This is a genomic window from Streptomyces sp. TM32, from assembly GCF_004122755.1.
In the GTDB taxonomy this organism is placed as follows: domain Bacteria; phylum Actinomycetota; class Actinomycetes; order Streptomycetales; family Streptomycetaceae; genus Streptomyces; species Streptomyces sioyaensis.
On the sequence record NZ_SDIG01000020.1, the window covers coordinates 42,349 to 67,747 of the forward strand.

Below are 25,399 nucleotides of genomic sequence, written 5' to 3' on the forward strand. Positions count from 1 at the left end.
ACTTCGGTCAAGGAAAAGACTTCAGTCGCACTGTGCGAGTGGCGGGGGGACTGCCGCGGTGGCCTGTCACCGGCGGCCACTCACTGGAGTGCGGCCTTCATCATCGCTTTGGCCACGGGGCCGGCCAGGCTGCCGCCGGACACTTCCGCGCGCGCGGCGTCGGACTGCTGGACGATGGAGGCGACGGCAACCTTCTTACCGTCGGGGTTCTTTGCCCAGGAGAGGAACCAGGCGTATGGGGTGCCGCTGTTGTTCACGCCGTTTTGTGCGGTGCCCGTCTTCGCACCGACCGTAAGTCCCGGAATCTGCGCACCGGTTCCCGTTCCGGATGTGGCGACGGTCTGCATGGCGGACTGGAGCGAGCGGGCGACGGTGGGCGTGACGGGCTTGCTGTACTGCGTGGGCTGGAAGTTCTGGATGCTGGTGCCGCTGCCGTCGGTCAGCTTGTCGACCATCATCGGTTTCATCAGCGTCCCGTCATTGGCCACGGCGGAGGCGACCATGGCCATCTGCAGCGGGGTGGCCATGTCGTTGTACTGTCCGATGCCCGACATGGCCTCGGAGGGCTTGTCCATGCCGGTCGGATAGACGCTCTTCGCGGCGCGCACGGGGATGTCCAGCTTGGGGTCGTTGAAGCCGAACTTCTCCGCCATCTGCTGGATCTTGTCCTGGCCGAGGGTGTTGGCGACCTTGGCGAAGACGTTGTTGCAGGAGTACTGGAATGCCACGCGGAGGGTGGCGTCCTTGCACGGGGCCGTGGGGTCCTCGTTCGGCAGCGAGCGCTTCGTTCCGGGTAGCGGGTAGGGGCTGTCGGCGTCCGTGCGGCTGTCGACGTCGGGGTAGGTGCCGGGCGCGTAGGTCAGCGCGGCGGCACCGACGACGACCTTGAACGGTGAGCCGGGAGCCAGGGACTGCCGCATGGCGCGGTTGATGTTGGGCTTGTTCTTGTCCTTCTCCAGCTTGTCCCAGGCGGCTTGGTCGGCAGCGGACGAGCCGGCGAAGGCTCCGGGGTCGTAGGAAGGGGTCGACACCATGCCGAGCACCTTGCCGGTGGCGGGGTCGAGGGCCACCGCGGCGCCCTTCTTCCCCTTCAGCGCCGCATAACCGGCTTTCTGCACGCGGGCGTCGACGGTGGTACTGACGTCCCCCGCCTTGGGCTGCTTGCGCAGGAGGGTGTCCGAGGGCCGGGCAAGGCGGGAGTCGCTGCCGTCCAGGACCTTGCGGTAGACGCCCTCCAGCTGAGTGCTCCCGTAGATCTGGGAGGAGAAGCCGGTGATCGGTGCGTAGAGCGGCCCGTCGGTGTAGGTGCGCTTGTACGCCAGCGTCCCGCCGGTCTTCGCGGATCCGGTCACCGGGGCGCCGTCGACGAGGATGTTGCCCAGCGGGTGGCTGTACCGGTCGATGGCCAGGCGCGGGTTGTGCGGGTCGGACCGGTACGTGTCCGCCTTGAAGAACTGGATCCAGGTGGCCCTCCCCATCAGGGCGAGAACCATGACCAGGAAGCAGACCGCAAGCCGGCGCAGTGGTCTGTTCATGCCGTGGCGCGGCTTTCCTGCCGCGGGCGGGCGCCCGGCTGCGGACCGCTGCCGGGCTGCGCCACGTCGACGCCGGGGCCATGGCCGTCGAGGCGGCGAGGACCGCGCCGTGACGGGATCCCCGCGCCGATGCGAATCGGAAGATGCGGACATGCCCCGAGAAGAGCATCAGGGAGCCGTTCGTGTCCAAGATGCATATCGTGCACGTATCCATATGCTTTTGATATTCTTGCTGCTCATGGACCTATTGGGGCATCTCCGGTGCTTTGTGGCTGTTGCTGAAGAGTCACATTTCGGCCGGGCGGCAGCGCGCCTGGGCATGGGCCAGCCGCCGCTGTCGCAGCGCATCCAGCGCCTGGAGCGCGAACTGGGCATCCGGCTCTTCGAGCGCTCCAGCCGACACGTGACGATCACCCACGGCGGCACCCTGCTGCTGGCGGAGGCGCGCGAGATCCTCACCCGGTCCGAAGCGCTGCTGGCCACCGCGCGCCGGATCCGCGACGGTGAGAGCGGACTGCTGCGCGCCGCGCTCCCTCCCGACGTCTCCGGCGAGACCATCGCCGCGCTCCTGGCGGACTTCGCGGACCGCCAGGCCGGCACGGAGCTGGAGCTGCACGAGCTGACGACCGCCCAGCAACTCGACCGGTTCGGCGCGGGAGCCCTCGATGTCGGGCTCGTGCACCATCCCTGCGACGTGTCCGGGCTGGAGATCGGCCCCCTGCTGCGGCGCGAGCTCGGCGTCCTCCTGCGGCACGACCATCCCGCCGCCCAGCTGACCGACGTGCCACTGGCCGCCCTGACCGGCCATGACCTTGTCCTCTTCCCGCGGGCCGATGCCCCCGCGCTGCATGACGAGCTGCTGACCACCTGCGCCCGCAACGGCTACACGCCCACCGCGGTCCGCCACGGCCAGAGCCCGAGCTTCATCCGCGGCCTGATCCTCTCCTCGCAGGCCGTCGCCTTCAGTCCCAGGGACACCCAGCCCGCGCCACCACACCCGCAGATCATCTGGCGCCACCTGGCCGGCACTCCCCTGGCCTGGCGTCACTCGGTCGCCTGGCGCCAGGGGCACCGGGACGCCGCGGTCGACGCCTTCGCCGAAGCGGTCACCGAGGCGCTGTGGGGCACTGACACAGTGAGCATGGACCAGCCCCTGTCCCCTCTCCACCTACGCCCCACAGCGGAGTACTGGCTATGACCCGCACCCAGGACCACATCCGAACCGCCTTCGCGGACGCGGCTGTCACGGGCTGGCTGCACGCCTGCGACATCGATACCGGCGCGGAGGTCGGTCTCCACCCCGACCATCCGGTCGTCACGGCCAGCGTCCACAAGCTCTGCCTGCTCGTCGCCCTCCACCAGCGCGCCGCACAAGGCGACTTCGACCTCACCGACCAGATCGAGGTGCCGCCCACCGGCCGCACCTTCGGGCGCACGGGCCTGGGCGCCATGCTCGATCCCGCGCGGATGTCACTGCGCGACGCCGCCTACCTGATGATGAGCGTCAGCGACAACATCGCCGCCGATCTCCTCCTGGAACGGGTCGGCCTCGACGCCGTCAATCGCACCACCACGCAGCTCGGCCTCGCCCACACCCTCGCCGTCCACACCTTCCGTCAACTCCTCGACACCATCAAGAAGGACGCCGGACCGAGCGGCACACAGGCGCTGAGCGATCCGCACACCATCACCCGGCTCACCGCTCTCGACCCCGCCCGCACCAACCGCAGCACCCCGCGGGACATGACCCGCCTGCTGTCCTGCATCTGGCGTGACGAGGCCGGCACCCCCGACCACGGCGCCGCCATCCGCCGGCTCCTCGGGCTCCAGGTGTGGCCGCACCGCCTGGCCTCGGGTTTCCCGTTCGACGACGTGCACGTCGCCGGCAAGACCGGCAGCCTCCCCACGCTGCGCAACGAGGTCGGCGTCGTCGAATACCCCGACGGCGGCCGCTACGCCGTCGCCGTCTTCACCCGGGCCGCCAACACCGCCGCCACCCTCCCCGCGGCCGACGCGGTCATCGGCACCGCCGCCCGTATCGCCGTCGACGCCCTCCGGGCGCCCCGCACACGGCGCCGGTCGGCCACGTAGTCCCGGGGATCCGCGGTAGGACGCGCGCTGTCCGGCGATGACGGGCCGAGCAAGCCAGGCACCTGTAGAACGCTCCGCACTGCGCACCCGGGTGCCGGCGGGTGCATCCGGAGCAATTCCCGTGGTGGTTCGTTAGCCCCGGGGAGGGCCGGGAACTCGTGACATCCGTGCGGTGCTTTCCCGGTACGTGGCCGGCGGGAGCCGCCGGGCAGCGCGACTGGGGCCCGCATGCTTCGCCCGAAGGATTCCCGCGCACCATCGACGGAGGGCTGGATGCCTGAGCTGCCCGATGTGGAGGCCTTCCGCAGGGTTCTCGATTCCTGCGCGCGGGGCGCCCCGCTGCGGCGGATCGATGTGTACGACGAGGGTGTGCTCCACGGTGTGAGCGCCCGCCGACTGCGGCGCTCGCTGGAGGGGCGGCGGTTCGCCGAGCCCCAGCGGCGGGGAAAGTGGCTGCTGGCGCCCACCGAGCAGGGCCCGACCCTGATGCTGCACTTCGGCATGACCGGGCAGCTCCTCTGCTGTACCCCGACCGAGGCGCTGCACCCTCATGACCGCGTGACCTTCACGGTCGGGCCCGACCGGCAGCTCCGCTACCGCGATCAGCGCAAGCTCAAGGGTCTCTGGCTGGCGGACGAATCCGCGGTGGCCCACATGATGAAGGGTCAGGGACCGGACGCACTGTCGGTCGACCGCCCCGGCTTCGAGGACGCGCTGGCCGGCCGACGCGGCGGCATCAAGTCGGCGCTCCTCGACCAGTCGGTCCTGGCCGGCCTCGGCAACCTGCTGGCCGACGAGATCCTGTGGCGTGCGCGACTGCACCCCGCTCGGCCTGTCGGCACCCTCGGCGGCCAGGAGCTGGCCCGGTTGTACGCGAGCATGCGCCGGACGCTGCGGTCGGCGGTGGCGGCCGGCCGGGTACCGCCGCGCAGAGCGTGGCTCACCGGCCGCCGTGACGATGCCGATCCGGTCTGCCCGCGCTGCGGCGAACGGCTCCGCAGCGGGCGTACGGCCGGCCGACGCACGGTGTGGTGCCCGCGGTGTCAGCCGACCGCGGTCTGAGCTGCCCGGGCCGCCGACCGTCCGAGCCGGCGTTTCGGGCCGGGCCGTGGGGTCAGCCGGCGCCCGGCAGCCGCACCTCGACCACGCCGCCCGCACTCACCCGGGTTTCGAAGGAAGGCTGCGGGGCGGTGGCCGGGCCGCGCACGTTCCAGCCGTCCTTCAGCCGGAAAACGCTGCCGTGCCAGGGGCACTCCACACAGCCGTCCACGATCCTGCCTTCGGACAACGGCCCCGAGAGATGGCTGCACCTGTCCGCAAGGACCGAGAAGTCCTCGCCGCTCTCCCGGACCACCAGCACGGGCACCTCCCCCAGCTCCCTGCGCACCGCCTCACCGACGGGGAAGTCCTCCACCGCGCCCACGGCCTGCCACCCGGGCTCCAGGAGGTACGGCACCGGCTCCGTCTTGTTGGGCCCGGCCGCCTGCCGAAATGCCAGGTGGCCGCCCAGCATCGCGCCGGCGCTCGCCATGCCCAGCCCCGCGTACCCCAGGGCCCTGCCCCAGCCGTACCGACGACGGCCGCGCGCCACCCACGAGCCGGCGTAGAGCCCGACAGCCATCACGTTCGAGGCAGCGTGCACCAGCCCGGTGCGCATCTGCCGCGGCTGCTGCTCCGCCCAGTCGACGGAGCCGGACACGGCGGCGGGCACGGCTGCCACCAGGCCCGCGCCCACCAGAAGCCGTGCGCTCCTGCGCGTACCGGGAACGGCATCCAGCAGCGCGGCGGACAGCCAGGCCCCCATCGGGAGCTGCACGAGGGCCGGGTGGAGCGGATGTCCCAGCTGGCGGCCGTGGAGCACATCGCGGTACCGCCCCCACGGCACGGCCCGTACCGCCCGCTGGAGGACGCTGATCACCGGATCCAGTACCTGCATGTCGCCCAGGGCGTCGAGCGGCTTCAGGAACGCGGCTTCGCCGGACCTGTCACGTTCCACGTGCTGCCTCCTTCACGGGCACGAAAACCTGCTTGGGCACGAAAACCTGGAAAACACGGAACACACAGAAAGCACGGAACAGACAACACGGCACACGCGGAACACGTGGAAGCCCGAGAGGGGGACGTCCTGGGACGTCTCGGCGCATGCGAGCCGGTGTCCCCAGGGCTCCAGAAAAGCATGCACAAGCCGGGCCGCACTCGCCCGTCGAAGGGGCTGCCCGGATGATCGCCGCCGGGTGTGCGCATGCGGCCCCGCCCGTCGCGCGCCACAGTGAGAGACGTGCCCTCGGACGGAAGGGAAGGCGGTCACGTGGGCGGCGACGACGGACTGACGGCGTACCGCGGCAAACGGCACTTCGACCGCACCCGCGAGCCGCGGGGCGAGCAGGCGGACGCCGGCGAGGCCCCCTGCTTCGTCGTGCAGATCCATGACGCGAGCACGCTGCACTTCGACTTCCGGCTGGAGGTCGACGGCGTGCTGAAATCCTGGTCCGTCCCCAAGGGCCCCTCCACCGACCCCCAGGACAAACGGCTCGCGATGCCGACGGAGGACCATCCGCTGGAGTACCGCACGTTCGAGGGCGTCATCCCGCGGGGCGAATACGGCGGGGGCACCGTGATCGTCTGGGACGAGGGCACCTACCGGCCGCTGGCCCGGAAGAAGAAGGGCCGCACGCTCTCGTTCGGCCAGTCGCTGGAGGACGGCCACGCCTCCTTCTGGTTGGACGGCCGCAAGCTCCGCGGCGGCTACGCCCTCACCCGGTTCCGTGGCGGCAAGGACTCCGGGGCACGCGAGGCCTGGCTGCTGGTGAAGGAGAAGGACGACCGGGCCGGTCGTGGCGGCACCCCCGGCCCCTGGCGGGCCCGGTCGGTACACAGCGGCCGCACCCTCCGGCAGGTGGCCGCCGAGGACGCCGAGGACGCCGACTGACGGAGCGCCCCCGGATGCCCCCGGATGCCCCCGGATGACCCCGCATGACTCCCGCACGTCCGCAACCGGCGACGGACGGGCTCATTCCGGACTGTCGCCCTGCCGTCCCAGCGTGACCCCGTACACCCCCGTCAGTTCGGACAGCTTCTCGACCAGCGCGTAAGGGGACGCCGTCCCCTCCATGCGGAGCACCACCTCGGCCGGGGTGCCTTCGTCAACCGGTGCGCCTTCCTCCGCCGCACCCGTCTCCGTCCGGACGTTGGTGACCCGGAAGCCGCTGCCGGTACAGGTCTCCAGCAGGTGTCCGAGCACCCCGTGGCGTGAGCGGTAGCTGACGCGTAGCTCGATGCGGGCCAGGGACGGGGGCGAGGACGCGGAGACCCGGTCCGACAGCTTCGGGAAGCCACGGATGACCAGGAAGTGCACGGCCGTCGCGCCGATCGCCAGCAGCGGCAGGCCACCTCCACAGGCCATGCCGATGGCGCAGGTCAGCCAGACGGTGGCGGCTGTCGTCAGCCCCCGGACCGCGTCCTTCCTGACGAAGATCAGGCCGCCGCCGATGAAGCCGATGCCGGAGACGACCTGTGCGGCGACCCGGGACGGGTCGAGCGTCACGCCCGTGGTGCCCAGTACCGAACTGAAGCCATGTATCGACACCTCCATGAACAGCGCGCTGCCCACCCCGACGAGCGTATGGGTGCGCAGTCCGGCGCTCTGCTGTCTCGCCTGACGCTCCAGACCGATCAGCGAGGACAGCAGCAGGGCCAGCGCCAACTCGGTGAACTGGCGCAGCCCCTGACCATTGTGGATGTCGAACAATGCGGCGGAGAGGTACGAGAAAGACATATCGGCGATTCTCTCTCTGCGTGCAATCCCTTGCCGCTCGCAGCGCGTGGGCCACTCGCACCCCCTAGGCCCGCCGGCTCCGTTCGCCGACGACGACCACCGGGCACGGCGCGCGCCGGGTGACGTGCCGGCTCAGGGATCCGCCGAGCGCGCCCAGGACCCTGCGCCTGCGGCGGCCCACGACCAGCAACGAAGCGTCCCGCGCCGCGTGGTGGAGCACACCGGAGGGTCTCCCGTACGCCACGGTGGCAGAGACCCGCGGGGCGTCATGCGCGCGGACGACCTCGCTGATGGCGCCGTCCAGAGTCTGATCCGCCTGTACCTCCAGGTCGGTCGCGAGTTCCTGTGGTGCGTTGATCCAGCCGATCGAGCCGTACTGCGGCGGGTACTCCCAGGCCAGCACCGCGTGGACGGTGCAGTGGTCCAACTCCGCCTGGCGTACCGCCCAGTGCAGGGCATTCTTGGACGACTCCGAGCCGTCGACCCCCACGACGATGCACTCATGTCCGTCCGGCTGACTGTCACTTCCGCTCGGTTGATTGTCGCTTCCACTCGGCTGGGTGCCGCTTCCGCTCGGCTGGATGTCATGTCCGTTCGGCCGGCTGTTCATGGTCACCTCCGCAACTGGGCGTGCCCGGACGGTTTTCCTGGCATCGCCGGTTCGGTCGGCCGTGTCGTCCCTCTCCCCTCCTCGGACGTGCCGCGGGTGGGCGGGCCAGTGGGTGTGTACGGCCCCGCGCGCCGCCCGTACCGAAGGCACGGACGGCGCGCCACCCTCACATGGAGAAACGACGGCCTGAAACGTGGCGAGGAGGGCTGCCCGCTTCCCGCGGGCCCTGACTGTGCGGTGCACGGAGTCTCCGTTGCGCCGCACTCCCTGTGTTGCTCGTGCTCCTCGCCCTGTGTTCCTCGTCACTTTCAGTAGAGCCCACCCAGCCGCCCAGGACCACGTCCGATCGGCCTGATCAGGGGGGCGACCGGTCCCGGTTGCGGGGCGGGGCCAAGTGCCCGCCCCGTCGGGCCCTTCGGCACCTCCCTCGGGCCCTACGTCCCGCGCGGCCGGGGCCCGGGCACAGCGGACACGGCGGGGCCGGCACAGCGGGGCCCGGCCGGTCAGTCCCCGGCGATGCGAGAGAGCAGATCCGCTGTCGCCTCCGGCGCGGCGAGCATCATGTCGTGTCCGCACGGCAGGTCGTACGTCTCCCAGCCGGCGGCCAGGGCCTGTTCGTAAAAGCCCGTCAGGCTCGGCAGGGGCGGGGCGGTGTGCCGCACGTAGACCTTGCGGATCCGGTCGAGGGCGGAGGGGTCGTGGTCGACCCGGTCCGTCTGGCAGCGGAGCGGGAAGTCGGTCAGCCGCGGTGCGACCCATGCGCGCAGGTCGGGGTCGGTGACACCCCACAGGTCGAGGAAGTCCGGGCTCGCCGGGAGCCGCCACCCGTCCCCGGCGGCCACCGTACGGCGGTAGCGGGCAGCGGTCTCAGCCGGTTCGACGTCCAGCAGGGACTGCCCGGGACCGGCGAGGAAGGCGCCGAGGAAGACCAGGCCGGCCAGTCGGTCGCCGGCCCGCTGCGCCAACGGCCCGGCGAGGATTCCCGCGTAGCTGTGCAGCACCAGGTGCACCTCGCGCAGATCCTCGAACCAGAGCAGCTCGGTGAGATCGGCGAGGTGCGTCTCGACGCCGACGGCAGGCGTGAGCGACTGACGGCGTTCGCCCTGCCCGGTGAGGGTCGGGGTGAACACCAGATGCCCGGCTCGCTGGAGTCGCGCCCGTACCTCGCGCCAGGCCCATCCCCCGTGCATCGCTCCGTGGACGAGGACGAACGTCGCCATGGCTCAGAGCCTCTCCCTCACCGGCCGGACCACACCACCGGGCGCACCCCGCGGGGCGGCCTCGGCGATTGTGGCACCGATGACCGGCTGGCTCACGGACCGGCAGGGGAGCCGGGCCGCGCTCACTCCTTGAGGGGGTTGGAGACCAGGTCGACCAGGTTCTTGCGCGGGTCGGACGCGACATACCGGTTGAACTGCACGAGGCAGGCGAGCACCAGGAGACGGCTGACGCGGGGATCGTGCACCGTCACCTCGTACCCGGAACGGACTCCGGCGGGCCGGGAGAGCTCGAAGCCCTCGGACTCGTGCGAGCGGAACCGGAGGCGGTGCGATAGGACGTTGTTGACCTGCACGGCGTCGAAGGCCATCCGCAAGGGGGAGGCATGGCGCAGCCGGCTGCCGGCGCCCACCGGTGCGCCGGTCAGTTCCCCGAGGTCGTGCTGGGCGAACGTCCAGCGGTCCGCACTGTTCGTGCGGCGGCTGTGCTCCACGGTTCCCACGAGGGTGCGGTCGGGCAGCCATGCCTTCCACTCGTTGAGGTGGCCGACGCACTCGGTCAGGCCAGGTCCCGCGGTGACGGTGTAGGGGCGCAGGCCCTCGTAGTGCACCTCCCTGTGTACCCGGGCCGCCGGCTCCCGCTGCCCGTCCGCCCGCACCAGGAAGGTGGTGTGGGCGCGGGCGTACTCGACGCTGACGGTGAAGGAGTTGAGTGACTCGATCACGGCCGGCCGCCCCTGGCTCGCCCGGCGTCCGGCCGGTTGGCGGCGTCCTCGGTGCCCGCCCGGCTCAGCCTGGCGATGAGGTGCTTGATGTCGTCCACTTGGGAACCGGCCCGGAGCTGATCGTAGATTTCCCTGGTGACCTCGTCCTGGCGGGCGGTCTTTCGCTCCAGCAGCTCATCACCGAGCCGGTCCGTGGCCGCGATCCGCTCTTCGGCGGCGGGGTCCCGGGGCGGCTCGGGCGTCCCGGGATACGGGGAGTTGAGGGAGTGGTACGCGGACATGGTGCGCTCCTGGGAGTGGGAGGGTGAGAGGGGGCGGGCGGTGATCCCGGTCCTTCGGCCCGGTATTCAGGCCGCGGGGAGCATGCCGATGCGGGCGGCGCCCGCGGTGGCGCTCCAGCCACCGCTCTTCTCGAACTCGAAGCCCCGCCGTTCCACGTCGTCGATCAGGCTGTCGACGGTCGGCATCGGGGAGTTCAGCGCCTCGGTGACCTTCTTGACCGTGGACTCGATCCCCTTGATCGCCGCCTCGATCGCCTTGTAGATGCCCTCGATGACATTGATGATGGTGATGATCTTGCTGATGGTCTTGTACATCTCGTAGAGCTTGTAGGCCGAGTACAGACCGGCGCCGACGTCCGCCAGCGGGTCCTCGGGGCCGAGTCCGACGGCCTCGATGGCGGCATCCCCGGCCAGCATCTCCGCGCCCTGCTTGGCCAGTTGCTCGATCTCCTGCTGGATCAGGTCCTCAAGCTTCCGCAGGGCCTGGTGGACGAGGACGATGACGACGTCGTAGGCGTCCTTGTACGCCGTGGCCACGGTCTTGGCGGCGTCCCCGACGCCCCCGATGCCCATCGTCCAGCGGAACAGATAGGAGTCGAAGGCCGTACCGGTCTGCCCCTTCCACTCGCTTCCGAGGGCCCAGGAGCCCTTGCGCAGGGTTCCGGCGACGGTGTAGACGGCCTCGCCGACGCTGTCGTACGCGTCGTGCAGCGCCATCAGCCGACCGTAGTCGCCGGTCAGCGGCTTGAGGAGGAGTTCGATCAGGCTCTGGCCGGTGAAGAACTTGAACACCTTGTCAGCGGTCTTCAGTTCACTCTTCAGACCCAGCATCATGAGCTGGTGGTGGATGTTCTTCGCGGTGGTCTCCGCCGCGTTGGCCGGCTCCTTGAGGGAGACCGCCTCATCGGTGAAGTTGGCGGCCCGGGAGGCGCCCGGAAGGCTGCCGATGTTCGGAAAGTGGGAGATCGCCCCCGGGTATATGGAGTGCAGGTCCGTCATTGCCTGGTGATCGGCCGTGGCGTAGTCGCTGCCGGTCCGGTGGATCTTGTCCTCGATGACACCCATGCCACGGTGGCACTGGGCGAGCTTGCCGGAGAAGTAGTCCGCGGTCGCCGGCACGAGCAGGCGCAGGGGCAGCAGCAGGCCGTCCAGATCGTCGTCCTTGCGGCAATGGTGACCGCTGTAGCTCTGGATGGCGGCGAGATGACCGGCCTGCTTGGACGTAAGACCGGCATACTCATGAAATTCATCCTGCGATGGCGCCTGAAATCCCGACATGAAGGACCCTCCCCGTTGGGCGTTGCATGAAAAGGCATCGGGTGCGGCGGTATCCGCACACACCCGGTGACGCGACGTACTCGTGTGCCCCGTGAGCGAGGCCCATAGGGAGGTTAGGTATCGCGAGTTGCGGTCTGACCATGGGTTTCTTTTGTCGGAGTTTCCGCGGCCCCAAAGGTTGCTTAATTAACAATTTGCCGTTCATTTGCCTTACGGACGGCGGACTCGCCGAGGGCTTTGCGCACGCCGCCCGCCCTGCGCCAGAAACTCGAATTTCCGGGCAAGGGGAACGGGGAACATTTCAGAACTCACACGGCAGTTGTCCCGGGAAATCCGCGCGTCGCGTCCATTCCGAGCGCGCGCGCCGCGGGGGCGCAGCGGCTGGGCACCCGGCGGCGGGGCCGGCCGGTACACGCCCGGACGGAGGTGCGGTCGGGCGCTCCAGGAGGACCATGGAAGCCGGAGCAGTCGCCGGGCAGGGCAGGCCACCGGACGGACAGGTGGGCAGGCCACGGAGCGGAGCGAGGGGAAGGGGCCCCGGTCCGGCAGACGGAAGGAGTGCCGGGGTGAGCGCAGCCGACCTGCGTCCCGCTGACGCCGGTGAACCGGACGGAAGGTCGTCGCAGCCGAGCGGGTTGCTGGACCTGCTCGCGGTCGCCGCGGTGCTGGTGGACGAAGAAGGGCGGATCGTGCTCTGGAGCCCGCAGGCCGAGGAGCTGTACGGCTACTCCGCCGAGGAAGCCCTCGGGCAGTACGCGGCGCCGCTGCTCATCCACCAGGAGCACTGGAGCCTGGTGATCAAGAAGTTCGCCGACGTCATGGAGACCGGCACGAGCTGGGCCGGCACCTTTCCCGTCCGGCACAAGGACGGTGCCGCACGGCTGGTGGAACTGCGCACCATGCGGCTGACGGACGACCACGGCGAGTTCTACGCGCTCGGGCTCGCCACCGACTCACCGACGCTGCGCGAGGTGGAGCGCGATGTCGCGCTGTCCACCCGGCTGATCTCGCAGTCCCCCATCGGGCTGGCGATCCTCGACACCGAGCTGCGCTACGTGGCCGTCAACCCCGCTCTGGAACGGATGCACGGCATCCCCGCGAAGGACCATCTCGGCCGGCACTACCGCGAGATCATGACCGCCGCGAAGTTCGAGGTGCCCGAGGCCGCGATGCGGCAGGTCCTGGAGACCGGGGCCCCCATGGTCGACCAGGCCACGGTCGTCGGCCGGACGCCCTCCGACCCCGAGCACAAGCACGCCTGGTCGATCTCGCTGTACCGGCTGGAGGACCCCCAGGGGCGCGTGCTCGGAGTGGCCGACCTGGTGGTGGACGTCACCGACCGTTATCAGGCGGCCATCGAGGCCACCGAAGCCCGGCGGCGCCTGGCCCTGATCGCGGACGGCTCGGCGCGCATCGGCACCACCCTGGAGGTCGAGCAGACCGCCCGGGAGCTGGCCGAGGTCGCCGTGCCCGAACTCGCCGACCTGGTCACGGTCGATGTGCTCGACTCGGTCCTGGACGAGCACCGCCGGGCCCGCGGTGAGGGCCCCGCGGTCTTCCGCGCGCTCGCCGTGAAGGCCGCCTACCCCACCGTGGCGCTCCAGGCCGCCGACCCTCCCGGCCAGACCGCCGCCTACGAGGCCGACCGCCTGGCCACGCAGTGCGTGCGTACCGGGCGCCCGATCCTGGTCTCCCACGCGGACCGCGACGACCTGGCACGCATCGCCCGCAGCGACCACGCGGCCACGTTGCTGGCCCGCGCCGGAGTGCACTCCTACCTGCTGGCCCCGCTCATCGCCCGCGGCCACATCCTCGGCTGCCTGGGGCTCACCCGGGCCCGCAACCCGCAGTCGTTCGGCGAGGACGACCTCGCCCTCGCCGTCGAGCTGGCCTCCCGCGCGGCCGTGTGCATCGACAACGCCCGCTCCCACCAGAGCGTGCGCAACGCCGCCGAGACGCTGCAACGCAGCCTGCTCCCCGACCATCCGCCGCACCTCCCCGGTCTGCAGATCGCCTCCCGGTACCGGCCCGCGCAGGCCACCTACGAGATCGGCGGCGACTGGTACGACGTCCTCCCGCTCGACGACGACAAGACGGCGCTCGTCGTGGGCGACGTGATGGGCAGCGGTATCGACGCCGCCGCGACCATGGGCCGGCTGCGCACCGCCACCAGTGCCTTCGCCGACCTCGACCTCGATCCGGCCCAGGTCCTCCAGCACCTCGACAAGATCACCTCAGGGCTGGAGCACTACATCGCCACCTGCGTCTATGCGACCTACGACCCCCACGACGCCACCTGCCACCTCGCCACCGCCGGTCATCTGCCCCCCGTCCTGGTACGTCGCGGCAAGCGCCCCGAACTCCTCGACCTGCCCACCGGCACCCCGCTCGGCGTCGGCGGCGTCCCCTTCGAAACCGTCACCTTCGGCCTCGCCCCCGGCGACCAACTTGTCCTGTACACCGACGGACTGGTCGAAACCCGCCACCACCCCATCGACGAGCGGCTCAAAACCCTTCGCCGCCTGCTGGACGCGCCCGACCGCTCCCTGGAGGAGACCTGCGACCGGCTCCTGGCCGAGCTCCGGCGTCCCGACGATCCCGATGATGTGGCGCTGCTCATCGCCCGCACCCAACCCTTCGGCCCCGGCTCGTAGCGCGGCACCCGGCCCGTCCCCCTTGGAGCGCTGAGCAGATGACCGACCACCCCAGCGATACACCGACGCCGCCGCCGGCCGGTACGGACAACGGGCCCGCCGTCTCCCGCCAGGAGTTCGACGCGCTGTTCGCGACGGTCCGCGCATGGGGCCGCTGGACCCCCGCCGACCGCGGCGCCTGGAACCGGGTGACCCCGGACCTGGTACGGCGGGCCACCGCCCTCGTCCGTTCCGGCACGGTCATCGCGATGGCCCGCCCCTGGGACACCTCCCCCGGACCGGACAACAGCCGGCCCGCCCTGCACTACATGTCCGACCTCGGCGACCTCGAAGCCGCCGAGCCGTCCACCCACAAGGACTTCATCGCCGTCGACTACCACGGCAAGGCCGTCAGCCATCTGGACGCGCTGTCCCACGTGGCCTACCGCGGGCAGCTCTACGACGGCCGCACGGCGCGGGACTGCGTCGACGCCGGAGGGGCCCGCTTCGGCGCCGTCTCGGCGCTGGGCTCCCTCGTGACCAGGGGCGTACTCCTCGACCTGCCGGCCGTTCTGGGCTGCCGGTGGCTGACGCCCGGACGGGCGGTGCACGCCGACGACATCGTGTCCGCGGAGCAGGCGCTCGGCGTGACCATCGGCGCGGGCGACGCGGTGCTGCTGCGGACCGGCAGCCTCCGTCGCCGCCAGGAGGAGGGCGCCTGGGACCCCGGCGAGGCGAGCGCGGGGCTGCACGTGGACGCCATGCCCCTGCTGGCCGGGCGGGGTATCGCCCTGCTCGGCGGCGACGGCGACAGCGATGTCCGGCCCTCGCCGGTCGAGGGCCTGCACTCGCCGGTCCACGCGCTCGCCCTCGCCGCGATGGGCGTGCCGCTCCTGGACAACCTCGACCTCGAAGCGCTCTCCGCCGCCGGCGCCGAGGAGGGCCGTTACACGTTCCTCCTCGTGGTGGCTCCGCTGCACATCCCGGGCGGCACGGGCTCGCCGGTCACGCCGGTCGCGGTCCTGTGACGGCCGAGGTCGTCGTCGTTATCGCGGCGGCGGGCCGGCCCGGTCTCCCCGTCGGCGGGAGCGGGGCCGCGACCCGTGAGCCGACCGGCCCAGGCCCCTGCACCCCCACCGTCCACCCCGTCCGTACTAGCTACCGATATATGTACAAAGCTCTACAATTAGACCTGACGGTGCAGCTGCTCCGACGGGCGGACGGGCGGCCATAGCAGCACGTACCGATGTGGCAGGTGATCGGCATGGGGCTTGGGGCAGGCGACTTCGGCCCCGCACGCGCCCGTGACCAGTTCCTTCACGGTGGGCCGGTCGAGGGGACCGTGCGCAGCCCGATCCTGAATTCCTGGCAGCGTTCCCGGTCCCTGGGGCTCACCCCGGAGGGGTGCGAGCTCCCCTTCCGTCAGGACATCGATCTGGACGGCCGGCTCGTCCGTGCCGCCGGCCCCGTGCTGGACCGGCTCCAGGCCAGGTTCACGGGCAGAAACATGAACGTGTGCCTCGCCGATGGACACGGGACGGTGCTGCAACGCCGTTTCGGCGAAGCCTCACTGGTCAGGCATCTGGCGGCGATCCAGAGCGTCCCGGGCTTCGTGTTCGCCGAGCAGTTCGGCGGGACGAACGGCATCGGACTGGCGCTGGCGGAACGGCAGCTGATCACCGTCTACGGCGCCGAGCACTTCGCCGAACGCTCGCAGACCAATGCCTGTGCGGCCATCCCCGTCCGGGACCCGCTCAGCGGACGCATCGAAGGCGTCCTGTGCTTCGGCTACCCGCCCGCCGAGGCGGACGCGGCGCTGAACACCGTGATCAGCCGAGCGGCGGGCGCCATCGAACGACGGCTGCTGGATCAGAGTTCGATGCGCGAACGCGCCCTGCTGCAGGCGTACCTGGACGCCAGGAGCCGCGCCCCGGCCCGCGAGACGACGGGCAACGGTCAGCTCGACGAGGCAGCCGGGACCGGGCTGGACTGGCGCGACGAGATGATCCTCAAGGAGAAGGCCGCGGATCTGATCGCCTCCGCCCAGCGCGCCGCCGTCGAGGTCTTCCTGCCCGGTGGCCGGCGGGCCACCCTGCTGAGCCGCCCGGTGATCAGCTCCTCCGGACTGGAGGGCATCGTCATCGAGGCGGTCCTCCCCACCCCGCATCGGCACCTCGCGGTCCTCACCGACGTCGGCGCCCCGCCCGGCGCCCTGGCGCCGCAGGCCGCCGCCCCCGCCGTTCCGCCGCCCGGGCCGCCCGGACACCTTTACGCCACCGAACCCGGCCGGCCGGTCACGACGGCCCGTCCGCCGGGCACGGCCGGCACCACCGAACCGGCCACCGGCGGTGCGACCGGCGGGGTGGTGCTGATCGGCGAGCCGGGGGTGGGCTCGTACGCCGTGGCGGCCCGGCGCCGGCTGGAGCTGCTGTCCGAGGCCAGTACCCGGATCGGCACCACCCTGGACGTGAGCCGTACCGCCCGGGAACTCGCCGAGATGGCCGTCCCGCGGCTGGCCGACTACGTCACCATCGACCTTCCCGAGGCGGTGCTGCGCGGCGAGGAGCCGACCGACCTGCACACCGGCCTGCATCGCACGGTGGTCCACGGCATCCGTGCGGACTGCCCCTTCTACCCTGCCGGTGGACGGGTCACCCTTCGCCCGACCACCCCGCAGATCCGGTGTCTGACCGACCGTCAGCCGATCCTCGAACCCGATCTGACCGTCGCCACGGACTGGATCGCCCAGGACGCCGCACACACCCGGCAGCTGCTCGACCACGGCATCCACTCCCTGATCGCCGTGCCCCTCCTCGCCCGCGGCATCGCCCTGGGCATCGCCAGCTTCTACCGCTCGCAGGACCCTGCCCCCTTCGGGGACGACGACCGTTCGCTGGCCCAGGAGCTCGCCACCCGCGCGGCCATCTGCGTCGACAACGCCCGCCGTTTCACCCGCGAACACACCGTGGTCCTCGCCCTGCAGCGCAGCCTGCTGCCGCAGCGCTTCCCCGAACAGAGCGCCGTCGAGGTCGCCCACCGCTACCTGCCGGCCGCATCCGGGGTCGGCGGCGACTGGTTCGACGTCATTCCGCTCTCCGGCACCCGCGTCGCCCTCGTCGTCGGGGATGTCGTCGGGCACGGGCTGCACGCCGCCGCGACCATGGGCCGGCTGCGCACCGCCGCGCGCAACTTCGCCGAACTGGACCTCCCCCCGGACGAAGTCCTCACCCACCTCGACAATCTCGTGGGACGCCTCGACCGGGACGAAACCACCGAGGACGCCTCCTGCGACAGCACCGGCATCATCGGCGCCAGCTGCCTGTACGCCATTTACGACCCCACCTCGCAGATGTGCGTGATGGCCCGGTCCGGCCATCCCCCGCCCGCGCTGGTCCGCCCCGACGGCACCGTCACCTTCCCCGACCTGCCCGCCGGCCCGCCCCTGGGCCTGGGCGGTCTCCCCTTCGAGACCGCCGCGTTCCACCTCCCCGAAGGCAGCCGGCTCGTCCTGTACACCGACGGGCTCATCGGCGACCGCCACCGTGACGTCGATACGGCCCTCGACCAGTTGCGCCGGGCGCTGGCTCACCCGGGCCGGTCGCCCGAGGACACCTGCGCGGAAGTGGTCCGGACGGTGGTGCCCGAGCACCCCGACGACGACATCGCCCTGCTCGTCGCCCGCACCCACGCCCTGGACCCCCGGCGGATCGCCACCTGGGAGCTGCCCGCCGACCCGTCGCTGGTCTCCGGTATCCGCGCCGCCGTGACCCGCCAACTGGCCGCATGGGGGCTGGAGGAGGTCGTCTTCGCCACCGAACTCCTGCTCAGCGAGCTGGTCACCAATGCCGTCCGCTACGGCAACGGCCCCATCCGGGTCCGCCTGCTCCACGACCGCACGCTGATCTGCGAGGTCTCCGACACCAGCAGTACCGCCCCGCACCTGCGCCACGCGGCCAGCACCGACGAGGGCGGCCGCGGCCTGTTCCTCGTCGCCCAACTCGCCCAGGCATGGGGCACCCGCTACACCGCCGACGGCAAGGTCATCTGGGCCGAGTGCGCGCTGGAGGCGCCCGGAAACGCCGACGCCGCCGAGAGGTATTTCGACGACATCCCCGCGCTCTAGGGGGCCATACGGTCGCGGAGCCCCAGCGGGCCGTACCATGGCGGAATTGCCGATACCGGTACGAATGACGCACCGCGAAATCCCCACGCGCCGCCCGCACCGCCGCGGAACGCCCCACAGCGCGGCCCAGCCCGTCGGGGCACGCAGGAAGAACCACGAGGCCGACCCCCGGAGAAGTCCGTGCATGACGCTCCAGACAGCAGCCCTCCCCCGCGCGGTGCCCCGGAGCCCCTCGTCCGTGTACGCGGTCTCAGCAAACGGTTCGGCGGCACCCTCGCCCTCGACGCCGTCGACCTCGACATCCGCCCCGGCCGCATCCTCGCCCTGCTCGGTCCCAACGGCGCGGGGAAGTCCACCCTCATCAAGGTGCTCGCGGGCGTCCACCACGCGGACGAGGGCGAGGTGACGGTCGCCGGGCACCCGCTCGGCACCGAAGCGGCCGCCCGCGCCATGTCCTTCATCCACCAGGACCTGGGACTGGTCGAGTGGATGACGGTCGCCGAGAACATCGCGCTGGGCACCGGGTACCCCCGCCGCGCGGGGCTGCTCTCCTGGCGGCGGACCCGCCGGCAGGGCGCCGCGGCACTGGACGTCGTCGCCGCGCACCTCGACCCGGACACCCCCCTCACCGACCTCCCGCGCGCCGAACGCTCCCTGGTCGCCATCGCCCGCGCGCTGTCCACCCGGGCCGCACTCATCGTGCTCGACGAGCCGACCGCCAGCCTCCCGGCAGCGGACTGCGACCGGCTCTTCCACGTCCTGCACACCCTGCGCGACCAGGGCCACGCCCTCGTCCACGTCACCCACCGGATCGACGAGGTGTACAAGGTCGCCGATTCCTTCGCCGTACTGCGCGACGGCCGCCTCATCAGCCAGGGCCCGCTCTCCGGTTACTCCCCGGCCCGGCTGGTGCACGACATCGTGGGCCACGCACCGGGCGGCTACCGGTTCGCACCCGCAGCGGGCCCGGCCGTCCTGAGCCTGGAGCGGGTACGGACCGAGAACACCGCGCCGGTCAGCCTGGAACTGCGCACCGGGGAGATCCTCGGCATGGTGGGCCTCACCGGCGCCGGGCACATGGAATTGGGCCGCGCCCTCGCCGGCGCCGGCCACCTCCTCGGCGGCCGCGCCCTGCTCGACGGGCGCCCGTACGCACCGGACACGGTCGCCGCCGCCGTCGCCGCCGGCGTGGGCCTGGTGACCAGCAACCGTCAGGAAGAGGGCTGTGCCGCCGAACTGACGGTGCGGGAGAACTTCCTGGCCAACCCCCGGGCGAACGGGGTGCCGGCCTTCCACTGGACCGGCCCCCGGCGTGAGCGCGCCGAAGCCGCCGCCCTGGTCGAGCGGTTCTCGGTGTCCCCCACGGACACCGAGGCACCGATCGCCACCCTGTCCGGCGGGAACCAGCAGAAGGTCCTGGTCGGCCGGTGGCTCGGGACGCACCGACGCCTGCTGATCCTCGAAGAGCCGACCGCCGGGGTGGACGTCGGCGCCAAGACGGCGATCTACCGCCTGCTCCAGGAGGCGCTGGCCGACGGCCTCGCGGTCCTCCTCCTCTCCACCGACTTCGAGGAGGTCGCCGACGTGTGCCACCGGGCCCTGGTGTTCGTCCGCGGCCGGGTGACCGTGCAGCTGAGCGGCGAAGCCCTCACGGCGGCCGGGCTCGCCCGCGCCTCCTCGGCCATGGCCGCACTCACCGGGACGGGGTGACGATGCCGCCCTTCTCCCGGCCTCCGTGGGGCCGCCGGTGGGGTCACCTCCTCGGTGCCTACGGTCTCCTGGCCCTCACCGTCCTGCTGTTCCTGGCCTTCTCGCTGGCGCTGCCGGACACCTTTCCCACCCTGGACAACATCTCCCAGGTGCTGTCCAACCAGTCGATCCCCGCCATCCTCGCGCTCGGCGCGATGATCCCCATCGTCACCGCGAACTTCGACCTGTCGATCGGCTACGGGCTCGGCCTCGCGCACGTCATGACGATGCAGTTGATCGCCAACGGGGGGTGGCCGTGGCCGCTCGCCTGCCTGGTGGTGGTCCTCGGCGGGGCGGTCGTCGGCACCTTCAACGGTGTCGTCGTCGAATTCGCGAAGATCGACTCCTTTATCGCCACCCTCGGCACCGGCAGCATCCTGTACGCCGTCACCGGCTGGATCACCAACGGGGCCCGGATCGTCCCCGGCCCGCAGGGTCTGCCGGCCGCGTTCACCGACCTCTACGACTCCAGGTTCCTCGGCCTGCCGGTCGCCGCGTACTACGTCCTCGCCCTCACCGCCGTGCTGTGGCTGCTCCTGGAACGACTGCCGCTGGGCCGGTACCTGTACGTCATCGGCTCCAACCCCCGCGCCGCCGAGCTGGTGGGCATCCCCACCCGGCGCTACGTCGTCTACGCCTTCGCCGGATCGGGTCTGATCGTCGGTGTCGCCGGGGTCCTGCTGGCCGCGCAGCAGCGCATCGGCAACCCCAGCGTCGGCCTGGACTACCTGCTGCCCGCCTTCGTCGGTGCGCTGCTCGGCTCCACCGCGATCAGACCCGGCCGCGCCAATGCCCTGGGCACCCTGGTCGCCGTCGTCATCCTCGCCATCGGCCTGGCCGGCATCGGTCAGCTCGGCGCCCAGTTCTGGGTCACCCCGCTGTTCAACGGCGCGACCCTGCTCATCGCCGTCGGCATGGCCGGCTATGCCGCGCGCCGGCAGCTGCGCCGGGGGCGAGCGGCACCTCCCCGGCCCCGCCATGACGTGCCGCAAACCACCCCTTGACCGCCGGCTGTCCCCACCGTGTCGCCCCTCCGCAAGGAGTGCCCGTGCCCTCGCACCGCAGGACCGCCCGCGCCGGCGCCGCCGTTCTGGCGGTGGTGGCCACCGTGCTCACCGGCTGCGAGCGCGGCACCTCGACCGGCGGCGGGTCCTACTCGCCGGGGCCGGCACGGACCGGCTGCCCCACCGTCCTGGCCGGTGCCCGGGCGGCCGTGCAGCGGGCCATGACGACCCACTCCGCATGGGACGGCCCCACCACCGGCCCCCGGGCGGTACCCGGCAAGCGGATCGTCTATGTCGCGCAGACCATGAACAACCCCGGCGTCGCCGGTGCCGCCAAGGGCGTGGAGGAGGCGGCGAGGACCATCGGCTGGAACGTCCGGGTGATCGACGGCCAGGGCACCCCTGCCGGGATCCAGGCGGCCTTCAGCCAGGCCATCACCCTGCGGCCCTCGGGCATCGTCATCGGCGGCTTCGACCCACATCTGACGTCGCAACAGGTGGCGAAGGCCAACGCCGCACACATCCCGCTCGTCGGCTGGCACGCCGTCGACGCCCCCGGTCCCAGCAAGGACCCCAAGCTCTTCAGCAACGTCACCACCCGGGTCCAGGACGTCGCGAGGATCAGCGCGGACTGGATCATCGCGCACTCCCACGGCCACGCCGGGGTCGTCGTGTTCACCGATGCCTCGATCCCGTTCGCCAGGAACAAGTCCGAGCTGATCAAGAAGGCGCTGGCCACCTGCTCCGGCGTCCGGCTGCTGGCCGAGGAGAACATTCCGATCTCGGACACGAGCAGCCGGACCCCCCAGGAGGTCTCCTCGCTGCTCTCGCGCTTCCGGGACCGCTGGACGCACTCCGTCGCCATCAACGACGTGTACTTCGCCGATGCCGCCCCGGCGCTGCGGGCCGCACGCAAGAAGGGTGGCGGCGCCCCCTTCAACATCGGTGCGGGCGACGGCGATCCGTCCGCCTTCCAGCGCATCAACAGCAGGGAGTTCCAGGCGGCCACCGTTCCCGAACCCTTCGCCCAGCAGGGCTGGCAGATCCTCGACGAATTCAACCGCGCCTTCTCCGGCAGGCCCGCCAGCGGATATGTCGCCCCCGTGCACATCACCACGGCGGCCGACAGCGGCGGCGCCACGACGTGGGACCCGCCCGGCTACCGCGCGGCCTATCGGAAGATCTGGGGCAGGTGAGGGGGCCCGGCTCCCGGGCGTCGCAACGCCCAAAAGTGCGCCGCCCGTTGGGGGCAAGGTGACCGGCCGCTGAGCGGAGGGCACGTGGCTGCCCCGGTGGCTGTCGCGCGCGCCGTCAGACGACGCCGCGCGCGCCCGTGGGCAACTGCGCCACCGAGTCCACGAGGGCCTGCACGGCCGGCTGCCAGGGGCGGTTCTGCGGGCCGCACAGCACCAGTCTCCTGCTGTGGTGCGGGGTGATCCGCACCAGGACGAGGTCGTCCGGGACCAGCGGGCGGGAGACCTCCGGCTGGATCGCGACACCCAGACCGGCCTGGACCATGCTGATGAGCGTGCCGAGGTCCCGCACGCGATGAGCCGGGGTGTACTCCAGCCCCGCCAGTTGGTGGAGGGTGCGGATGTGCCGCTCACAGCCGTTGGGCGAGAGGATCAGTGGGTCGTCCGCGAGGTCGGCGACGTGGACGGTCTCCTCGCCCGCCAGCGGGTGGTCCTGCGGGAGCAGGACGAGGAAGGGGTCGGTCGCCAGCAGCGCGCCACTGCCGGCACGGGGGTCTTCCCGGCCGGCGACCGGGGGCGGGTCGACCACGATGGCGGCGTCCGCCGCCGCGCTCGCGAGCCAGGCCTCGGTCTCCTCGCCGCTGCCTTCGAAGACGCGGATGCGGAGGGCCGGCAGCCGCTCGGACCAGCGGCGCAGCAGCGAGGGCAGCAGTCCCTGGCAGACCGTGGGGGTGGCGGCGAGGCGCACCGTGGCCTCTGCCGTCGCGGTGTGCCGGGCCGCGGCGTCGACGACCGCGTCCGCCGCCGCCAGCGCCGAGCGGGCGTGGGACAGGACCGCGTCCCCAAGGGCCGTGGTGTGTACGGGAGTCGAGCGGACGAGCAGCGGGCCGGCGAGGGTGCGTTCCAGCGAGGCGACGGCGTGCGAGACCGCCGACTGGCTCAGTCCCAGGTCCGCCGCCGCGGTACCGAACCCGCCCGCGTCCACGACGGCGACGAACGCGCGCAACTGCGGCAGATTCAGCGCCACGATGCCTCCCCACCCCACGTCATGAGCCCCCCTCATGAGCCCATCAGCCCTCTGCGTTGGACTCATCTTCCCTGACCGGAAAGGGTCATGAGCATCCACTCCCCCTCCTGGAAAGGTCTCGCCCCATGCCGTACATCCGCGTCACCGTCTCCGACCCGGACCTGGCGCCCGCCCGTCGACGCGCGCTCGCCGAGGGCCTGACGGACCTGGCCGTCTCCGTGCTCGGAAAGTCCGCCGCCCGCACCACGGTCCATGTGCACCCGTCCCCGGCCGACCACTTCTTCGTAGCCGGACGCCCCGTCCGGGAGGCCACCGGCGCGCACGTGGAGGTGAGCATCACCGCGGGCACCAACAGCGCCGAGGAGAAGGGGCGGTTCATCAGCGAGGCCTACGCGCTGCTGCGGGAGACCCTGGGCGTGCTGCCGCCGGTTGCCGGGGTCGCGCTGTACGAACTCCACCCCGAGAGCTACGGCTACAACGGCATCACACAGCTCGACCACTATCGGCACACCCCCCGGCCCGCACCCGATGCCGTGGAAGGCGGAAGCCGCCCATAGGTGTGCGAGATGCGGGTACCCGGCTTCACGCAAGCCGCCGCAACGGAGCGGCAGGTGCCCGCTCGGGCCGGCCGCGGCATGCGCCGGCCTTCGCACGAAAGGCACAGCATGCTCTTCCTGGTTGTCGCCCTCTTCCTCTTCGGTGCGCTGCTCGGGACCGCAGGTCATGTCCCCGTGTCCGTCACCGTGGTCGGTGGTATCGCCATCACGGCCTGGCTCACGGTGTTCTTCCTGCGGGAACGCCGCAGGAGCGGCATGAAGGGAGCCTCGCGATGACATCGACCTGGATCCCGCTGAAGACCGGCCCGCGTCCGCAGGCCGATCGGATGGCCGTCGCGGCCTTCGTCTGCGGCCTGTTGGGGACCGTGATCTTCAATGTCTTCTTCGGCCCGTGCGCCGTCCTGTTCGGCGTCCTGGCGCTTTCCCGGGGCACGATCCGTCGGCTGCGCGCCTGGCTGGGCCTGGCGTTCGGCGTACTCGACCTCGTGCTGCTCGTCGTCCTGACCGCGGCCGACGGGACCGTCAGCTGGCATGTTTAGGGCCGGCGCGGAGTCCGCCTCCTCCAGGGGCAGCGGTATCGGCGCCCGGCCGGTGTCCGGGCGCCGATACCGTCAGGTCGGGCCGCCGGTGATGTGACGGCCCGGCCGAGATGCCGGGCTGCCGGCCGCGCACGGAGGCTCGCTCGTCAGCCGGTGAAGGCCCGCACGAACTCGTTGGAGTTCTTCCCGATGCTGGAACAGGACGCCTGCGCCTTGATGTTCGCGCCGTCCGGGCAGGGCTTGTCGCGGGTGAGGGACCACATCGACAGCCGGCCGAGCCCCTTCTTCTCGGCGAACGCCATGAGTTCCGCGGCGTCGTCCGGACGGAAGACCTCACCCTTGACGTCGTTCACCCCGATCATCGGCGTGACCCCGACCGCCTTCCATGCCGCGGCCTCGCTGTGGAGGCCCAGCGCCGCCCTGATCTGCCGGTGAGTGGCGGTGGCGGCGTCGATGGCGTATTTGCCCATGTCACCGTCGTAGTAGGTGCCGTAGTCCATGGCCATGATGTTCACGGCGGAGACCCGGACGCCGTTCTTCTTCGCGCTGTTCAGCACCGCGAGGGAGTCCCGGTTCAGGCCGGAGGGAATCACCGGCAGCGTGAAAGAGACATCCAGCTTCCGGCCCTGCTGGAGCCGGGCGATCGCCCGGGCGCGCAGGTCGTTGGCCTTGGTGTCCGTCAGGGCGGGGCCCTCGATGTCGAAGTCGGCCTTCGTCAGGTGGTAGGCGTCGATGACCTTGCGGTAGGCGGCCACCAGCTTGTCCACCGAGCCGCAGACCCGCGCCAGTTCGTTTCCGCTCTGGCCGCCGAAGGAGATCCGCACCTCGCCCCCCTGGGCGCGCAGGCGGTCCGCCTGCCGGGCCACCGGGTTGTCGGCCAGCTCCTGTCGGCCGCCCCACTTGGGCACACAGCCGTCCCCCGGCGAGACGAACGCCAGGTTGTACTCCTTCACCCCGGTCTCCCGGGCGCCCTTGAGAAGGTCGTAGGAGGGCCGGAGCGAGGTGTCGACGTACGGCGCGAAGACGGGGGACGCCGGAGCGGGGGCGGGGGTGGAGGGAGCG

Annotated in this window: 23 protein-coding genes; 13 read left to right on the top strand and 10 right to left on the bottom strand. The window is 71.5% G+C overall.

What is annotated here, in order from left to right:
• Window positions 1-80 precede the first annotated feature (80 nt).
• Entirely contained in the window at window positions 81-1,535 is a 1,455-nt protein-coding gene (locus EST92_RS07565; RefSeq protein WP_129280155.1) for a penicillin-binding protein 2, read from the bottom strand.
• Between the two features lie 238 nt (window positions 1,536-1,773).
• Between EST92_RS07565 and EST92_RS07570 the strand changes: the two genes are divergently transcribed.
• The 3 genes from EST92_RS07570 to EST92_RS07580 all read left to right on the top strand — a co-directional run bounded on the left by EST92_RS07570 (window position 1,774) and on the right by EST92_RS07580 (window position 4,688).
• On the top strand, window positions 1,774-2,733 hold the full coding sequence (locus EST92_RS07570; RefSeq protein ID WP_129280156.1) for a LysR family transcriptional regulator: 960 nt from the start codon (window positions 1,774-1,776) through the stop codon (window positions 2,731-2,733).
• Window positions 2,730-3,626, top strand: coding sequence for a serine hydrolase (locus tag EST92_RS07575; RefSeq protein WP_129280157.1), 897 nt, complete (start codon window positions 2,730-2,732; stop codon window positions 3,624-3,626). The genes EST92_RS07570 and EST92_RS07575 overlap by 4 nt, the downstream gene beginning before the upstream one ends.
• A gap of 273 nt (window positions 3,627-3,899) precedes the next feature.
• Window positions 3,900-4,688, top strand: a complete 789-nt coding sequence (locus EST92_RS07580) for a DNA-formamidopyrimidine glycosylase family protein (protein ID WP_129280158.1) — start codon at window positions 3,900-3,902, stop codon at window positions 4,686-4,688.
• Window positions 4,689-4,740: 52 nt separating this feature from the next.
• Here EST92_RS07580 and EST92_RS07585 read toward each other — a convergent pair whose 3' ends face one another.
• Window positions 4,741-5,562 (bottom strand): Rieske 2Fe-2S domain-containing protein, encoded by an 822-nt coding sequence (locus tag EST92_RS07585; protein ID WP_129280184.1) that lies wholly within the window; start codon window positions 5,560-5,562, stop codon window positions 4,741-4,743.
• A 372-nt stretch (window positions 5,563-5,934) separates the two neighbouring features.
• Here EST92_RS07585 and EST92_RS07590 point away from each other — a divergent pair, with 372 nt between their 5' ends.
• Window positions 5,935-6,555 (top strand): DNA polymerase ligase N-terminal domain-containing protein, encoded by a 621-nt coding sequence (locus tag EST92_RS07590; RefSeq protein WP_129280159.1) that lies wholly within the window; start codon window positions 5,935-5,937, stop codon window positions 6,553-6,555.
• Window positions 6,556-6,636: 81 nt separating this feature from the next.
• On the opposite strand, the gene EST92_RS07595 is transcribed toward EST92_RS07590, so the two are convergent.
• The 6 genes from EST92_RS07595 to EST92_RS07620 all read right to left on the bottom strand — a co-directional run bounded on the left by EST92_RS07595 (window position 6,637) and on the right by EST92_RS07620 (window position 11,512).
• A complete protein-coding gene (locus tag EST92_RS07595) occupies window positions 6,637-7,401 on the bottom strand; it encodes an MgtC/SapB family protein (protein WP_129280160.1) in 765 nt (254 codons plus the stop codon).
• Between the two features lie 64 nt (window positions 7,402-7,465).
• The gene (locus tag EST92_RS07600) at window positions 7,466-7,891 is read right to left on the bottom strand and encodes a universal stress protein (RefSeq protein ID WP_254068609.1); all 426 of its coding nucleotides are present in this window, start codon (window positions 7,889-7,891) and stop codon (window positions 7,466-7,468) included.
• Window positions 7,892-8,514: 623 nt separating this feature from the next.
• Window positions 8,515-9,231, bottom strand: coding sequence for an alpha/beta fold hydrolase (locus tag EST92_RS07605; protein ID WP_129280162.1), 717 nt, complete (start codon window positions 9,229-9,231; stop codon window positions 8,515-8,517).
• A gap of 122 nt (window positions 9,232-9,353) precedes the next feature.
• Entirely contained in the window at window positions 9,354-9,953 is a 600-nt protein-coding gene (locus EST92_RS07610; RefSeq protein ID WP_129280163.1) for a hypothetical protein, read from the bottom strand.
• Window positions 9,950-10,234: a hypothetical protein gene (locus tag EST92_RS07615; RefSeq protein ID WP_129280164.1), complete on the bottom strand. Its 285-nt coding sequence runs from the start codon at window positions 10,232-10,234 to the stop codon at window positions 9,950-9,952. The genes EST92_RS07610 and EST92_RS07615 overlap by 4 nt, the downstream gene beginning before the upstream one ends.
• 66 nt (window positions 10,235-10,300) lie before the next feature.
• A complete protein-coding gene (locus tag EST92_RS07620; protein WP_129280165.1) occupies window positions 10,301-11,512 on the bottom strand; it encodes a WXG100 family type VII secretion target in 1,212 nt (403 codons plus the stop codon).
• Between the two features lie 566 nt (window positions 11,513-12,078).
• Between EST92_RS07620 and EST92_RS07625 the strand changes: the two genes are divergently transcribed.
• The 6 genes from EST92_RS07625 to EST92_RS07650 all read left to right on the top strand — a co-directional run bounded on the left by EST92_RS07625 (window position 12,079) and on the right by EST92_RS07650 (window position 22,217).
• The gene (locus tag EST92_RS07625; protein ID WP_129280166.1) at window positions 12,079-14,166 is read left to right on the top strand and encodes a SpoIIE family protein phosphatase; all 2,088 of its coding nucleotides are present in this window, start codon (window positions 12,079-12,081) and stop codon (window positions 14,164-14,166) included.
• 38 nt (window positions 14,167-14,204) lie between these two features.
• Complete coding sequence (locus EST92_RS07630; RefSeq protein WP_129280167.1) at window positions 14,205-15,173, top strand: cyclase family protein; 969 nt, start codon at window positions 14,205-14,207, stop codon at window positions 15,171-15,173.
• Between the two features lie 236 nt (window positions 15,174-15,409).
• Window positions 15,410-18,268 carry a SpoIIE family protein phosphatase gene (locus EST92_RS07635; RefSeq protein WP_254068611.1) on the top strand — a complete coding sequence of 953 codons (2,859 nt, stop codon included), beginning with the start codon at window positions 15,410-15,412 and terminating at the stop codon, window positions 18,266-18,268.
• Between the two features lie 180 nt (window positions 18,269-18,448).
• On the top strand, window positions 18,449-19,978 hold the full coding sequence (locus EST92_RS07640) for a sugar ABC transporter ATP-binding protein (RefSeq protein ID WP_129280169.1): 1,530 nt from the start codon (window positions 18,449-18,451) through the stop codon (window positions 19,976-19,978).
• Between the two features lie 2 nt (window positions 19,979-19,980).
• The gene (locus tag EST92_RS07645) at window positions 19,981-21,021 is read left to right on the top strand and encodes an ABC transporter permease (RefSeq protein WP_129280185.1); all 1,041 of its coding nucleotides are present in this window, start codon (window positions 19,981-19,983) and stop codon (window positions 21,019-21,021) included.
• A gap of 44 nt (window positions 21,022-21,065) precedes the next feature.
• On the top strand, window positions 21,066-22,217 hold the full coding sequence (locus EST92_RS07650) for a substrate-binding domain-containing protein (RefSeq protein ID WP_129280170.1): 1,152 nt from the start codon (window positions 21,066-21,068) through the stop codon (window positions 22,215-22,217).
• Window positions 22,218-22,332: 115 nt separating this feature from the next.
• On the opposite strand, the gene EST92_RS07655 is transcribed toward EST92_RS07650, so the two are convergent.
• On the bottom strand, window positions 22,333-23,241 hold the full coding sequence (locus tag EST92_RS07655; protein ID WP_129280171.1) for a LysR family transcriptional regulator: 909 nt from the start codon (window positions 23,239-23,241) through the stop codon (window positions 22,333-22,335).
• A gap of 125 nt (window positions 23,242-23,366) precedes the next feature.
• Here EST92_RS07655 and EST92_RS07660 point away from each other — a divergent pair, with 125 nt between their 5' ends.
• The 3 genes from EST92_RS07660 to EST92_RS07665 all read left to right on the top strand — a co-directional run bounded on the left by EST92_RS07660 (window position 23,367) and on the right by EST92_RS07665 (window position 24,337).
• The gene (locus EST92_RS07660) at window positions 23,367-23,798 is read left to right on the top strand and encodes a tautomerase family protein (RefSeq protein ID WP_129280172.1); all 432 of its coding nucleotides are present in this window, start codon (window positions 23,367-23,369) and stop codon (window positions 23,796-23,798) included.
• 108 nt (window positions 23,799-23,906) lie between these two features.
• A complete protein-coding gene (locus tag EST92_RS31555; RefSeq protein ID WP_174243953.1) occupies window positions 23,907-24,074 on the top strand; it encodes a hypothetical protein in 168 nt (55 codons plus the stop codon).
• A complete protein-coding gene (locus EST92_RS07665; protein ID WP_129247505.1) occupies window positions 24,071-24,337 on the top strand; it encodes a DUF4190 domain-containing protein in 267 nt (88 codons plus the stop codon). The genes EST92_RS31555 and EST92_RS07665 overlap by 4 nt, the downstream gene beginning before the upstream one ends.
• Window positions 24,338-24,483: 146 nt before the next feature.
• On the opposite strand, the gene EST92_RS07670 is transcribed toward EST92_RS07665, so the two are convergent.
• Window positions 24,484-25,399 (bottom strand): chitinase (locus EST92_RS07670; protein WP_129280173.1); only part of this gene is annotated, 916 nt, incomplete at its 5' end.